Consider the following 12,369-nt stretch of genomic DNA (forward strand, 5'->3'; position numbering starts at 1 on the left):
GTCTTACAAGTGGATCTGCAATGAATTAAGCATGCGGCGTGATAGCAGGCATCAAATCATGAAAAGTACGACCAGAAGCAGTTTCGCCAATGGCATGCATTTTCCACTCGTTATTATGACGATAGACTTTTGCCATAATCATTGCGGTGTGTCCACCTTGCGCTGATAAATTGTAGCGGGCAACTTCCTGATTGTTATTGGCATTAACGATGCGGCAAAAAGCGTTTTCTACCGTTTCAAAGGTCTGACCAGTAAAGCTATTAACGGTAAATACTAACGATACTACGTTCGCTGGCACTTTTGATAAATCAACGTTAATGACTTCGTCGTCGCCGTCGCCGTCACCTGTGCGGTTGTCGCCAGTATGAACGATACTGCCATCTTTTGATTTTAGCTGGCTGAACCAAATCGCATCGACCGCTTGTTTATTGGCATCAAACATAATGCATGAGGCGTCTAAATCGATCGAATCGCCGCCCGTGCCGCCGCCGAACAATTTACCCAAGAAGCCACCTTTTTTCTCTTGCTGGCCTTGGAAAACATCCCAACCTAAACCCAATTTTACTTGCGTAAGCTCGCCGCCAGCTTCTTTGCTGAGGGATATTTTTTGACCCTTTTGTAAACTAACTGCCATGGTAAAATCCTTATAATAATTGTGAGGGGATTAATGAATTTTTAGTGCGTGTTTTTAGTTTTTCATTTCTGCGCTGTTTTAGAGCTTCAATCTTGGCGATAACTTTAATGATAAAATGCAACTTCAATTATAAAATATTATCTAAAAAACCACCGCTGCCACCGCGACCGCCTGAGCTGGTACCTAAGATGCTTTGTAACCAACCTTGATAGCTGTCACGATTGCGCGAGCAGATGATGACTTTGCCTGTTCCTGAGAAGTTTAAAACCATGCCTTCGCCACTGGTGACCGAATTGATAATATTACTCATGATGCCTTTTTTTTTGCTGGTCGATACCGAAAGCTTATAATCAAGGTTTGAATCCCAGCAGACTACATGGCCATTATCAATAATGACGTCTTTATCAGGCGTCACATCAATCTCAAATAGCGAACCAAAACCTGACACCACTACCTGACCTTGACCTTGGGTTTGCATCACCATAAAGCCGCCCGTATCACCAAAGACCGCGCCGCCGAGGTTACGCTGGATATTGGCTCTGATATCGACGCCTGTTTGTGCGGCAACGAACGCGCCATCGCTCAAGGTATATTGCTGCGCGCCGCAATCGATGATTTGCATATCGCCATCAAGCGTCGGTGCTAGCAGACAATCACCTTCACCATTGACAGCTTCAATCTGCTGTTGGAATAAGGATTCATCGTTGGCAAAGCGGCGCATCAGTGATTGCATAAGACCGCCTTGTAGCTTACCTTTAAGCTCAAGGTTCGACTCCATCATCACCATGGCATTGGCTTCACAATAAATCGAATCGCCTTTTTTTAAGTTACAATGCAAAAAAGGTTCAATGGTGCCGATTAAGCTAAACGTCGCTGCCATAAGCTGCAAATCCTTATTCTAATGTCTTAAATGTTTTTTTATAAAAATGAGCGTTTCAATTTAACTGGGTCAATTACATTTAAAGCCATCAAATGCTTTAAACAGGCACACTTGATGGCTTATTAACTATCGCAATCAAATAGTCGATTGCGATAGTGGTTTCGGTAGTCGTCTTACAAACATCTTATAGAGCGTTAAACGTTGACGCCATAAGAAGAGGCTAATGGGCCTAGACCACCACTAAAGCCTTGACCAACAGCGCGGAATTTCCAGTCGCCGTTATGACGGTATAACTCACCAAAAATCATCGCTGTCTCAGTGCTACCATCTTCTGATAGGTCATAACGGGCGATTTCGGCTTGACCATTATCATTGACTACACGGATATAAGCGTCGCCAACTTGGCCAAAGTTTTGGTTACGCGCTTGACCTTCATAAATGATGGCGCAGATAGCGACTTTACTCACATCTGCTGGAATACTAGCAAGATTGATTTTGATTTTTTCATCATCACCGTCGCCTTCGCCTGTACGGTTGTCACCTGTGTGCTCAACCGCGCCATTGTCCGACTTTAGATTGTTAAAGAAAATAAAATCCTGGTCATTACGCACTTTGCCTGCTTCGTTGACCAAAAAGGCTATGGCGTCTAAGTCAAATTCTTGACCGTCAGTAGCGCGTGGATCCCAGCCAAGACCAACGGTAATGTTGGTTAAGCCTGGGGCTTCTTTTGATAAGTTTACGTTGCCGCCTTTTGTTAAGCTAATAGCCATATAAATATCCTTTGGATTAATAATTAAGTGGATTTGATTTTATAAAACAAAAATAGGGCAGTCATGCTATTTACGCGTAAGTATTTCAGCGCAAAAGGTCAGTAAATCGACCTGTACGCCATAACCTGCCTATCATTACGTTTTACTATACTAAGCGTTTGCTTACTAAGCAAGGTGTATTTTGTGTGCCTATCTGACAGTTATATTTTTGCTTATATAAGAGGATGTTACGAGCATGTCTGTCCTATTTTAGCTATTTATCTTATTATCATTTATAATAGCGCGCTCAGGTTCCCTCCACCCTGACTCAAAAAAAGGCCTCTATTATGAATACCTGTACCATTTCGACCAATCCCGCTTCATCCATTCGTTACAGCCGTGCTTTATTTTGGCTTGTCAGCCTGCATATCTTTATCATCGCCATTAGTAATTATTTAGTGCAAATACCGGTCGGGCTATTTGGCTTTATTACGACATGGGGCGCGGTAACTTTTCCTTTTATCTTTTTGATTACAGATTTGACCGTACGCATCTTTGGTCAACATCTCGCTAGACGCATTATTTTCTTTGCCATGCTGCCAGCGCTCGCCATTTCTTACTATTTTTCTGTCGTATTTGCAGATGGACAGTTCGTCGGTCATGAGCATCTGCTGGATTTCAATTTATTTGTCTTTCGCATTGTCCTCGCCAGCTTTAGTGCTTACGTCATTGGACAGCTGTTAGATATTAAAGTCTTTAATAAGTTACGCCAGCTTAAAACGTGGTGGATTGCACCCCTGGCATCGACGTTTATTGGAAATCTGGTCGATAGCTTCTGCTTTTTTGCCATCGCTTTTTATAAAAGCCCAGATGCTTTTATGGCGACGCACTGGGTTGAGATTGGCGCGATGGACTATCTGTTTAAGATAGTGATGGGCGTGCTTATCTTTTTACCTTTATATGGTGTGATATTGGCAAAACTGCAAAAGATGCTCGCTGATAAGTAGCGCAAAAATTAATAGCCTAAGCTAATCCCTGCTCACAATTCTATTTTCACAATTCCTATAAAAAACAGGTCATAACCAATAATGGTGATGACCTGTGATTTAATAATCTGAATAAGTCTAAGTATTACGTCGACAATTATTTCTTTATTCAAGCGCTTGGCGTTTACGATAATTGAGTGACGCGACAAACGCCCAACCAATAAAGGCAATACCAATCAGACCAGTGATAATCTCTGGCACATGGAATTTCACCGACAATAGCATAATGATGGCTAGAGCGCCGATGGCATAATGCGCGCCATGTTCGAGATAGACAAACTCATCAAGCGTGCCTTTATCGACTAAGAAAATAGTCATCGAACGTACAAACATCGCACCGATTGCTAGACCCAGCATAATCACGATAACGTCATTGGTAATCGCAAAGGCGCCAATCACACCATCGAAACTGAATGACGCATCAAGGACTTCTAGGTATAAGAAGCCGATAATACCTCCTTTCATAATCGCGCTGGTTGCTGCTGCACCTGAGCCAGCTTCAGCGTTTTCTAAGTCTTCTTCGAGGTCACCTTCTAGCATACCCGAGACCACTTGGACGCCAAGATATACCAAGATACCCCAAACGCCTGCAATCAATACCGCGGCTGACTGCTCAGGGTCAGCAAATGATACGGCAATCATCAACACGATAAGCGCCACAAAGACGCTCATGGCATCGACTTTACCCAGTTTGACCAAACGACTCTCAAGCCAATCAAACCAATGTACTTCTTTATCATCAAAGATAAAGTTTAAGAACACGAGTAATAAGAAAATACCACCAAAGGCTGAGATTTCAGCATGGTGAGCCAATAGTCTGGCTGAATATTCTTTAGGATCGTTTAAGGCCAAATCGACCACTTGCATAACACCAAGGTCAGCCGTCACTGCAACGATAACGATTGGGAATACCAAACGCATCCCAAATACAGCAATCAAAATACCAACGGTTAAAAATATCTTTTTCCAAAATTCGTCCCAGCCTTTGAGAACTGAGGCATTGACCACCGCATTATCGAACGATAATGATATTTCCATGACGGCCAAAATAGCGGTAATAGATAAGGTGGTTATCATACCGCCTATACCGCCGTGTGAATATCCCCACCATGCCGCGACTGCTAGGGCAATAATGGTGAAGATAAAGTCTAAATAAAAATGTCTCATGACATATCCTGTCTGGTTGCATAAAGCTAAAGTCGGTCTATTATAAACACAAACCACAAAAAAAGTGGTTATCGCTAACCACTTTTTTGCCTAATTTTAAACGAAACTTAAAGCATTACCAGTCTTTTAGCTAGGAATAATTGTGACTATTTTGCAACCATATTTTACTGGCAGAATGGCAATTGATAGCGCCGCCATATTACCCTAAGTTTCGGCGGTGTTTATGTCTAGGCATTGTTTTTAGTATGGGCTAAATTTTTGGCAGAGGTTAATATCGAGTTAGATATTGACGCCATACTGATGACACATGGCTTGTAAGCCGCCTGAATAGCCTTGACCAACGGCGCGGAATTTCCACTCACCGTTATGACGATAAACTTCGCCAAACACCATTGCCGTTTCAACAGAGTAATCTTCTGCTAAGTCAAAACGTACCACTTCTGTGCCTGTTTCTTCATTGACCACACGGATAAAAGCATTGGCGACTTGACCAAAGTTTTGGCTACGAGCAGCAGCATCATGAATCGTGACCGTAACGACGATTTTATCGACATCAGCAGGTACTTGGGTCAGGTTTACTTTGACGACTTCATCATCGCCGTCGCCTTCGCCCGTGCGGTTATCGCCGGTATGTTCGATTGCGCCATTGTCAGATTTTAGCTGGTTGTAAAAAATAAAGTCATGATCGCCGCGTACTTTACCAGCGGTATTTAGCAAAAACACGCTGGCATCAAGGTCGAACTCAGCGCCAGAGGTTGCGCGCTCATCCCAACCAAGACCGATAAGTAGCTTGGTTAAATTTGGGTCAGTTTTGGTGAGCGATAAATTACCGCCTTTATTTAATGATAAAGCCATGAGATTATCCTTGTTACTAGAGTGATTAAGGGTTTGATAGTTTGGTTATATCAATCAAAACGCTAGCAAAAGTGGGATTAAAGCGGTTATAAATCTGTCGCTTAACGGTTGCTAGTAACGTTCTATCATAGCAACAAAAAATGACCCAATCAAAGCTGATTGGGTCATAGTTATGTGTACGCTAAGACGGACTGGAAAAGACAAGGTTTAAATGCTGCTTTTATATTTAACCAAGCAGCTCTAGCGATGGCGAATCTCAAAACTTTGATGAATCGGCTTTTTGATATTAAAATCAAAGCCTATCGTTTGTGGCGTGATATCGATAATGTCATAGCGTTCGGTTAACTGCTCATCAAGCTCAAAGCGGGTGAAGTTATTTGAGAAATATAACACACCATCAGAGGTTAAGCGGTTCATCGCACGATTAATAAGGGCCGGATGGTCACGTTGGACATCAAAGGTACCTTGGAACTTTTTTGAATTTGAAAACGTTGGTGGGTCGATAAATATAATATCAAATTGTTCCGTATTACCTTTAATCCATTCAAAAATATCAGCGGCGACGAATTGATATTTATTGCTGCTGACATTTAAACCATTTAAAGCAAAGTTTTGCTTGCCCCAATCGAGATAGTTTTGCGACAAGTCAACGCTGGTGACTTTTTTCGCGCCAGCCAATGCTGCGTGGACGCTCGCCGTGCAAGTGTAAGCAAATAAGTTCAGCACCGATTTGCCACGGCTATTGTCTTTGATACGAGCGCGCATATTGCGGTGGTCAATAAACAAGCCTGTATCGAGGTAATCGGTAAAGTTGACGTACAGATAGGCGCCATTTTCGCGCGCAACATAAAATTTACCGCGTTTTTCGCTACTGCCTTGCTTGCTATATTGGTCATTGCCCGATTGGCGTGCCCGAGTTTTGATAAAAACTTGTTCGCGGTTAATATTGAGCACTTCGCGAATGCCCATCAAGGCCAAATTAAAACGTTTTTTCGCGGTCTCTACCGGAATGGTTTTTGGTGGCGCGTATTCTTGTACGTGTACGTAATCGCCATACAAATCAATCGCCACTTTAAAATCAGGCAAATCAGCGTCATATACGCGAATATTGCTGACAGTGTCTTTGCTAGCGAGTCTTTTAAGTTTGCCCAAATTTTTTTGCAAGCGATTAATAAAGTCTTGGCCTTCTTCCACGGTAATTTCACGCTTTTCAAAGCGACTAATAAGGCTACCTGTTTGCCCAGCAATTAAGGTACCGTAGCGGAAATAAACCGTGATCGCCCCATTATGGCAGCGCAAGGTTTTCGGCTCTCTAATGGGCAAGATATCAACCTGTTCGACATTGGCTGCCAAGATACCAAGCATCGGATTGACGCCGCTACCCGCAAAGCTGTCTTGCAAAATAAGCCCAAGCGCTTGATATAGCGGCTTAATCATATCTTCATCGCCCAAGCGCTCACCGTAAGGTGGGTTGGTAATGACCAACGGATTGCTTAAGCGTCCATCATCGGCTAATGGCTTTAAAACGTGACTGAGCTGGTTAAGGGCGCGGGTTTCAAGGTCAAGTAGCGGTAATAAATCCTGCAAACCTGCGGCAATTAAGTTCTTTTCTGTCGCGAGAATTGCCCCACTATCGGCATCGAAGCCCAGAATGAGCGGCAAGGTAACAGGTTGTTCGTTGATAATCTCTAAAGCTTCACGAAAACGCGTCTGCGCATCATCAATCATTTGCTTCCATAGCGCTTCATCATGATGTTGCCATTGATAAAAGCCAAATTGATTGGCCGCTTTATCGATACCGACAGCATAATCGCAGTGCATGAGTAGCGCTTCAATGATAAAGGTACCTGAACCGCACATCGGGTCGATTAGGGCGTTATAAAAAGGTGCATTACCGGCATCATTCTTTTTATGCCAACCTGCGCTATAAAGTAGCGCCGCCGCTAAGTTTTCTTTTAGCGGTGCTTCAGTCATAGCCACACGGTAGCCACGGCGGTGCAAACTGGTGCCTGATAAATCTAAATATAGCTCAGCTTGCTTGTCATTGACTGTCGCAAATACTGAGAAATCGGGATTTTTACTATCGACATTAGGACGGCTGTCATACACTTCATTAAAAGTATCGGCAATCGCATCTTTGATACGCAGCATGGCGAATTGTTGACTGACGGCAACGCGCTTATCGACAGACAGACGAATGGCAAACGTCTGCTCTAAGCTAAATTGCTCGGTCCAATTGACCGATTTTGCCAAGCCATACAGCTGTTCTGCCACATCGTATTCGGTATTGATATTTTTACGTTTAATCAGCATCAAGACCCGCGACGCTACCCGTGACCATAAACAAATGGTATAAAGGTCGCGCAAGCTACCAGTGACCGCTAAGCGTCCTGTACTTTTCATCTCACTTGCAATGCCAAAGCTGCTTAGCTCAATTTGTAGCGGTGCTTCAAGCCCATCGGCACAAGTAATAATAAGGTCAAGCGACAACTCGGCTGCAGCGGTTGATAAGGAGTTGGGCGTGGTAGTTTCGGTCATACGGTTACCTGTGGGCTAAATTGATAAATAATGCACCTCAAAACCCTGATGTTTAAAATCTTAAGGCTTAAAATTATGAGGTTTAACTGGCAATTTTACCATAATTACGAAGTGGATAGTTTAAAGTGGCAGTGTTTATGGTGCAGTGTTTAAAAGCTACGTTGAAAAAATGATGACTTACTGGGTTTTGAGATTATCGAGCCGTTATTCAGCATCTTTTTTTAATGAGTTGTCTTCAGTAATCAGTTTGGTCGTGGTTGCAAAGGGTTTGGTGTCGATAGGAGAATCAACGTTTTTTGGCATTAGCAGGCGCATATGCGGGTAGGGGGTTGAGATATTTGCCTCATCGAACGCCCGTTTGATATTTTCCGTCAAGGCTTCTTTAATCTTTGGCATACGCGCAACGGCGGCAGGCTTGACCCAAAAACGGATGACAAAAAATACCCCATATTCGCCAATCTCGTCTACCGTCGCTGAGGTTTCAGGGCGTTTTAGCACCACTTCACTATCAGACAATACTTGTAAAATAACCTCGCGCGCCTTATCGACATCATCTTCAAAAGCAATGCGCATACGGATATCAAAACGGATAAAGTTTTTTGAAGTTAAATTGGTGACCACTGATGAGGCGACATTGGAGTTGGGGATGATGACGGTGATGTTATCACGGGTTAAAATATGGGTAGTGCGTAACGCGATGACCACAACCCGCCCTTCATTGTCATTGATATTGACCCAGTCACCGACTTGAAAGGACTGCTCAAGTAAAATGGTAATGCCGGCGATAAAGTTAGCAAGCGTCGATTGGGCGGCAAAACCCACGGCAATACCGGCAATCCCCAGACCTGCTACCAAAGATACGATATCAAAGCCAAATTGTGCCATAACGCTGGCAAGCCCGAATACCAATAATAGCACCGATAAAATATTTTTAAGCAGCTGCTCAATAGAGGCGTTTAGACCATAATGCTGTAAAACCTTATGTATAATTTGTCCAGATGACGCCCATAACACATAGTAAATTCCCGCCCACGTACTGGCTTTGGCCGTGGCTTTGACCGTATCTGGTTCAAAGCTTAGCTGACTCATAATAGCGATTAAACTGCTGACTATCCAAATATAGCGTAATACCGAGCGGGCGATTTTGGAGCGGCGTTCATTGAGCCCAATGCGGCTTTTGCTTTTCTTGATAAGATAGATGGCAAGCCAATAAAAAAATCCCAATACCGCCAGCAGTATTAGGATTTTGATGGCCGTGCTCACCAGTTCTACTGATTTAGAAGTCCAGTCGAGTGAGTCTTCTTCGATGGAACCGCCAATAGCAATATATAGGCTGGTATGTAGGTCGCGAACAATCTCTCGAAAGAAGTCAGTAATACCAGCGATTGCCATTGTTTTATCCATGTAAAGTTTGGGTCTACATCAAATGAATCGTAAAAAGAGCTTATACTAAGATAATTCAGCTATAAAATCATCTAATAATAAAGTTTTAACGCTAAATTTTTAAGGAACAATCAGCGCAAACCGCGCAGCTCATTCTCAATCTAAGCTTAACTGGGCGTAATAGCTTAAACCATATTAACGTTAATTTTAATAAAAATGGTTTTATCAGTCGATTAAAAAGTCCCTTCTTGAGTATCGTGATACTGATAAGGGATTTTCATCATACGCTGAACGTTGCGTAACGCCGTACGTAGACCTTCTAGTATCGTCGGATGATAAAAAGGCGTATCGAGCATGTCCTTTATACTCATATCATTGGTAATCGCCATCGCCAATATATGACCGATATATTCAGCATCAGGGGCAACCATGCTTGCACCCAAAATTCTATCTGTCTTTTTGCACCCATAAATGTGCAGTAGGCCGCAATTGACACCCATCACGCGGCTACGACCTTGATTATCAAAGCTGGCTTTTCCAATCACATATTCAAGCTCTGGATCGGCTTGTATTTCAGGTAGCGACATGCCGACGTTAACGATTTGTGGTGAGCAAAAGACGATAGAAAACGGCGCGGCAGTTGGGCGGATATATGCATCGCTATTGTTGTTACAGACCATACTACCCGCACTAAAACCTTCATCACTGGCAACGTGTAATAAAGGCAAATTGGCATTGGCGTCACCGACAATATAAACTTCTAAATTGCCAATTTTACCCGTTTTTTTATCGAGCTGCTTTGGGCGATTTTTGTCATCAAGCTCAACCCCTACGTTTTCAACGCCTAGGGCCGCGATATTATTGCGTCGGCCCGTAGCGACCAATACATACTCACCCTGCCACTGGCGCGCTTCACCAGCGCTGTCTTCGTAATCGATAAAAGCCGCTGAGCCTTCGTTATCTGCTGCTTGCTGACCGACATCGTTAATCTTGCTGCCCAAATGCATGGTCAGCTCACGACTTAAGCAATCAATGGCTTTATTACTGATATCCTCATCTTTTAAACCAGCGACGCGTTTGTCACGATTAAAAAGCGTGACCTCGACGCCCAAACGCGTAAAGGCTTGTGCAAGCTCCAAGCCGATAGCACCTGCGCCGACGACGGCTAGTGAATTTGGTAAATCAGCCAGCTCAAAGACGGTATCAGAAGTGAGTAAAGTTTTACCAAGTTTATCCGCCCAGTTATCGGGGATAAACGGCTTACTACCAGTCGCTACGATAATTTTATCAGCTTCGATAAGTTCGTCATTGACTTCAATGAGACCTTGTTTATTAATATAAGCGCGCCCCGCTATTTTTGTCTCAGCAGGCCAGCTTTCTACTTGCTTTTGGACGTAACTGGCAAAATGATTGCGTTCGGCGCGAACCCTCTCCATCACTTGTTTGCCATCTATTTGAGCAGTAGCATGAATACCAAACTCGCCAGAATGGTTGGTGTCATGGGCGCGATCGGCAGCAGCGATGAGAAGTTTACTCGGCATACAGCCGACGGCAATACAAGTCGTTGACCAAGAGCCGTCATTAATAATGAGGACGTCGTCTTTTAGTTTTCTGGCTTGGCGAAAGGCGTTTTGACCGGCGGTACCGGCGCCGATGACCGCCACCGATACCTTGCGCGTCGCTTTTTTATTAGTGTTATTATCGGTGGTGCTGTCAGTCTGTTGATTCATATTACTCACAAAAAAAAGGTTTTATCGTAGTCGATAGAGATAAATAAAATTGCCAAATAATCATAAAAATATTATGGCGCGAGCGTGGCGAGTAAGCGTTCGGTATAGCCAGCTGCGCGTAAATTGCGCTGTGCATGAGTAAGTATGCCATCTTTATTAAAGACAAAGGCTGAACGTACAAGGCCTAAGCTGACTTTGCCATACATATTTTTTTCTTTAATTACATCAAAATATTGGCATAATTTCTCATCACTGTCGCTAATCAGAGGAATATGCAAATTGTACTTAGCGATGAATTTTTCGTGAGACTCAACGCTATCGCGCGACACACCGATGATATCGTAGCCCAATTCATCAAACGCATTGATATGAGTAGTAAATTCTGTCGCTTGCGTGGTACAGCCTGGGGTGTTGTCTTTTGGATAAAAATATAAGATAAGCCCTTTATCGGTATGGGCAACCAGCTCTTTTAGGCTGATATCGTCATGAATAAAATTGCCGTCTAGCTCGCGCACGATAGTGACCGGAAAATCGGGCAGGGCAAGGTTCTCTGTAGTGGGCTTAGCCATTATAAAATCCTTATTAGTTTCGGTTATACGTATATTATAGTAGGTGGTCTTATTATAGGCAGATTGGCAGAAATAAATACTCCGTTTTACACTTCACTTATTCATTCGCAACAAAAAAGACTGGCAATGGCCAGTCTTTTGTATTTTTTAGCAAATATTTTCTTAAGCAGCTTAGGCAGGTTTTTGTGGCTGTTTTAGGTCCAAGCCCACGGTGCATTGCTGCAAGTCTTTTTGCATTTTTTTCACGTAAGGGAGACCTGATGGGTCTTTTTTACTTTTTGCATAGCTCTCGATTTCCCACATTTGACCGATGGTCATATTGCTACGGACACCGATGGTGCAGTTACAAAGTTTGGTAGCATCGCTTTTATTAGCGACTTTATATTTGACCGCGCCATTGACACAGGTATTGATATTGTCTTGTTTGATGTCGGCCGCGTTTGCTTGTGGTAAGGCAAACAGCGCAGCAAGAGCTAGGGGTAAAACAGGCAAAAACTTCATAAACATCCTCTACGGGTCGTGTCAATTTCTCAGATTTTATATAAAAATCTTGGTAGTGTTATGTGGTCACAGGTTTTATGGCTTATATAAGTGATGATAAAAGTATAGGTAACTATAAAAGCCTTTTTTATCTATGTCACTCATTATATTTTAGTAAACCAGCAGTACATGCCGCTTGTGACTGACATAGTCGCCCATACCATAGCAAGTAAATTGCTTAAAATACAACGCTAGCGTGCTGTGTTAATGCAAGCAAATGTTGCGCAAATGTTTAATGGGCGGCCGCGCCAAGACAATAATAGCGCCATTTTCAAATA

11 protein-coding genes are annotated in these 12,369 nt (G+C 43.1%); 1 reads left to right on the top strand and 10 read right to left on the bottom strand.

The genetic code is table 11. The features are described from left to right. Positions 1 to 25: 25 nt before the first annotated feature. The 3 genes from H9653_RS03860 to H9653_RS03870 form a co-directional block, all read right to left on the bottom strand. Entirely contained in the window at positions 26 to 634 is a 609-nt protein-coding gene (locus H9653_RS03860; RefSeq protein ID WP_068408075.1) for a TerD family protein, read from the bottom strand. Between the two features lie 127 nt (positions 635 to 761). Next, positions 762 to 1,514 (bottom strand): TIGR00266 family protein, encoded by a 753-nt coding sequence (locus tag H9653_RS03865; protein ID WP_068408074.1) that lies wholly within the window; start codon positions 1,512 to 1,514, stop codon positions 762 to 764. A 194-nt stretch (positions 1,515 to 1,708) separates the two neighbouring features. Further along, positions 1,709 to 2,284, bottom strand: coding sequence for a TerD family protein (locus H9653_RS03870; RefSeq protein ID WP_068408073.1), 576 nt, complete (start codon positions 2,282 to 2,284; stop codon positions 1,709 to 1,711). Between the two features lie 326 nt (positions 2,285 to 2,610). Here H9653_RS03870 and H9653_RS03875 point away from each other — a divergent pair, with 326 nt between their 5' ends. Beyond that, positions 2,611 to 3,270, top strand: coding sequence for a 7-cyano-7-deazaguanine/7-aminomethyl-7-deazaguanine transporter (locus H9653_RS03875; RefSeq protein WP_068408071.1), 660 nt, complete (start codon positions 2,611 to 2,613; stop codon positions 3,268 to 3,270). A 144-nt stretch (positions 3,271 to 3,414) separates the two neighbouring features. On the opposite strand, the gene H9653_RS03880 is transcribed toward H9653_RS03875, so the two are convergent. The 7 genes from H9653_RS03880 to H9653_RS03910 form a co-directional block, all read right to left on the bottom strand. Then, positions 3,415 to 4,476, bottom strand: coding sequence for a DUF475 domain-containing protein (locus H9653_RS03880; RefSeq protein WP_191690592.1), 1,062 nt, complete (start codon positions 4,474 to 4,476; stop codon positions 3,415 to 3,417). Positions 4,477 to 4,755: 279 nt separating this feature from the next. After that, positions 4,756 to 5,331, bottom strand: coding sequence for a TerD family protein (locus H9653_RS03885; protein ID WP_068408067.1), 576 nt, complete (start codon positions 5,329 to 5,331; stop codon positions 4,756 to 4,758). A 240-nt stretch (positions 5,332 to 5,571) separates the two neighbouring features. After that, positions 5,572 to 7,869, bottom strand: a complete 2,298-nt coding sequence (gene rlmKL, locus H9653_RS03890) for a bifunctional 23S rRNA (guanine(2069)-N(7))-methyltransferase RlmK/23S rRNA (guanine(2445)-N(2))-methyltransferase RlmL (protein WP_191690594.1) — start codon at positions 7,867 to 7,869, stop codon at positions 5,572 to 5,574. Between the two features lie 204 nt (positions 7,870 to 8,073). Beyond that, the gene (locus tag H9653_RS03895; RefSeq protein ID WP_225211594.1) at positions 8,074 to 9,261 is read right to left on the bottom strand and encodes a mechanosensitive ion channel family protein; all 1,188 of its coding nucleotides are present in this window, start codon (positions 9,259 to 9,261) and stop codon (positions 8,074 to 8,076) included. Positions 9,262 to 9,485: 224 nt separating this feature from the next. Continuing rightward, the gene (locus H9653_RS03900; protein WP_191690598.1) at positions 9,486 to 10,982 is read right to left on the bottom strand and encodes a dihydrolipoyl dehydrogenase; all 1,497 of its coding nucleotides are present in this window, start codon (positions 10,980 to 10,982) and stop codon (positions 9,486 to 9,488) included. 71 nt (positions 10,983 to 11,053) lie between these two features. Further along, a complete protein-coding gene (locus tag H9653_RS03905; RefSeq protein WP_191690600.1) occupies positions 11,054 to 11,551 on the bottom strand; it encodes a peroxiredoxin in 498 nt (165 codons plus the stop codon). 171 nt (positions 11,552 to 11,722) lie between these two features. Further along, positions 11,723 to 12,052 carry a hypothetical protein gene (locus tag H9653_RS03910; RefSeq protein WP_068408057.1) on the bottom strand — a complete coding sequence of 110 codons (330 nt, stop codon included), beginning with the start codon at positions 12,050 to 12,052 and terminating at the stop codon, positions 11,723 to 11,725. Between the last annotated feature and the right edge of the window lie 317 nt (positions 12,053 to 12,369).

The sequence above is a fragment of the Psychrobacter communis genome, assembly GCF_014836505.1.
Taxonomy (GTDB): domain Bacteria; phylum Pseudomonadota; class Gammaproteobacteria; order Pseudomonadales; family Moraxellaceae; genus Psychrobacter; species Psychrobacter faecalis.

Excerpts from the sequence above, each read along its gene's own strand:
- H9653_RS03865 (WP_068408074.1), bottom strand. The coding sequence starts at position 1,514 with ATGGCAGCGACGTTTAGCTTAATCGGCACCATTGAACCTTTTTTGCAT.
- H9653_RS03910 (WP_068408057.1), bottom strand. The coding sequence starts at position 12,052 with ATGAAGTTTTTGCCTGTTTTACCCCTAGCTCTTGCTGCGCTGTTTGCC.
- rlmKL (WP_191690594.1), bottom strand. The coding sequence starts at position 7,869 with ATGACCGAAACTACCACGCCCAACTCCTTATCAACCGCTGCAGCCGAG.
- H9653_RS03885 (WP_068408067.1), bottom strand. The coding sequence starts at position 5,331 with ATGGCTTTATCATTAAATAAAGGCGGTAATTTATCGCTCACCAAAACT.
- H9653_RS03880 (WP_191690592.1), bottom strand. The coding sequence starts at position 4,476 with ATGAGACATTTTTATTTAGACTTTATCTTCACCATTATTGCCCTAGCA.
- H9653_RS03895 (WP_225211594.1), bottom strand. The coding sequence starts at position 9,261 with ATGGCAATCGCTGGTATTACTGACTTCTTTCGAGAGATTGTTCGCGAC.
- H9653_RS03900 (WP_191690598.1), bottom strand. The coding sequence starts at position 10,982 with ATGAATCAACAGACTGACAGCACCACCGATAATAACACTAATAAAAAA.
- H9653_RS03860 (WP_068408075.1), bottom strand. The coding sequence starts at position 634 with ATGGCAGTTAGTTTACAAAAGGGTCAAAAAATATCCCTCAGCAAAGAA.
- H9653_RS03870 (WP_068408073.1), bottom strand. The coding sequence starts at position 2,284 with ATGGCTATTAGCTTAACAAAAGGCGGCAACGTAAACTTATCAAAAGAA.
- H9653_RS03875 (WP_068408071.1), top strand. The coding sequence starts at position 2,611 with ATGAATACCTGTACCATTTCGACCAATCCCGCTTCATCCATTCGTTAC.
- H9653_RS03905 (WP_191690600.1), bottom strand. The coding sequence starts at position 11,551 with ATGGCTAAGCCCACTACAGAGAACCTTGCCCTGCCCGATTTTCCGGTC.